The following is a 1,486-nucleotide window of genomic DNA, read 5'->3' on the forward strand; positions in this document are numbered from 1 at the left end:
TGAACTGAGCCCCGTAAAATGGACAGTTTAATAAAAAGCCCACGTTTTCTATGCGGCGATCAGATGGCCCCGATATTGTTCCGGGGTCATCTTTTTTAGGTTCCATTGACCTCGTTCGCAGTTGTAATAGCTTATGTAGTCCCCGACCATTTCTCGGACCTCCTCGAGCGATTTGCACGAGCGGTTGGTGACATAGTCCTTCAAATGGCCGAAGAACGATTCGATTGGTGCGTTGTCGAGACAGTTGCCCCGACGTGACATGGACTGGACCAGTCCGAGGTCGCCGACGAGTTGTTGGTAGTCCGGATGTGTGTAGTGGAAGCCTTGGTCCGAATGAATCATCGCCTCGGGATGTAGGTTCCCTTGGAGATGCTCTTCGAGCTTTTCCATCGTCTGAAAGACGAGGTCCATGTGAAGGCCCGTGGACAGCTTATGTGCCACGATCTCGCGTGTGGCGACGTCCTTCACACAAGACAGATAGACGTTCTCGCCGGAGGCGATCGGGAGATAGGTGATGTCGGTCACGAACACCTTCCCGGGCTCGCTCTGCCGGAACTGACGGTTCAATAGATTCGGCACGACGCGATGCTCGAGCGTCGCTTTAGCTAGTTTTCGATAAGGGCTCATCTTTCGGATTTTGGTGACGATGTTATACTTGCGCATCAGTCGGAGGATGCGCTTATGGTTGATTCGGATCCCGAGGGTTGCGCGCACCTCCATGTACAGTGCCCGATAACCGACTTTGCCACCGTGGCTGTCGTGAATCTGCTTGAGTAGGGTCGCATCTAGATAATCACGCTCTTCCCGGAGGGACTCTGCCTCGGCTCGGTTCAACCAGGCATAGTAACCACTCCGGCTCACACCAGCGATTTCACATAGTGGGCGCACGAGGTTTTCCAGCTGCGCGATTCGGATGATGGTATTGATGACCTGATATTTCTCTGCCGGTGTCAGTTCGTTCGTTTCGCCTGCCCTTCTAACTTCTCTAGTTTTTTTAAGAGTTCGTTCTCGGCCGTCAGATATTTGATCCGTGCCTCTGCCTTCGCCAACCGTCGCTCCATCGACTCGTCTTTTTTCGGACGCCCGCCTCCCAGGGTCTTCCCACGTTTGTTGTTCAGGAGACCGTCTTCTCCGTCCGTTCGGTACGTCCGACGCCAACGCTTCAACGAAGACTTCGCCTTCTCTTTCCCAATCACCGTCAGGTCGAACCCCGCCTCTGTGAAGATCTGTTGAGGTCCTTTGCCGTCCATGTTCTCACGCACGGCCTTGACCTTAAACTCGGCGGTGTATTGAATCGAACGTTCTGATACGGAGGCGACGTTTGGATTTTCTTCGAGCTGATTGATTTGTTGAATGTTGAAGATGATTTTACTCATGACTGTTTCTCCCGTCTGAATGAATAGGTTCATTATAGCGATTCATGCGCACACGAAAAACCCCGAGTGAGGCACTTTTTTCAAGTGTCCATCATTCGGGGTTCAGTTCA

The 1,486-nt window shown here is 52.4% G+C and carries 1 protein-coding gene; it reads right to left on the reverse strand.

Annotation, left to right across the window (positions count from 1 at the left end):
* Positions 1-48 precede the first annotated feature (48 nt).
* Positions 49-1,376 (reverse strand): IS3 family transposase gene (locus tag KNP81_RS15065; RefSeq protein WP_418508267.1). Its coding sequence is split into 2 segments (ribosomal slippage): positions 49-989 and positions 989-1,376, totalling 1,329 coding nucleotides; the frame shifts between segments, so codons are not numbered across the junction.
* Positions 1,377-1,486: the final 110 nt, after the last annotated feature.

This window comes from Exiguobacterium sp. s149 (assembly GCF_018618395.1).
In the GTDB taxonomy this organism is placed as follows: domain Bacteria; phylum Bacillota; class Bacilli; order Exiguobacteriales; family Exiguobacteriaceae; genus Exiguobacterium; species Exiguobacterium chiriqhucha.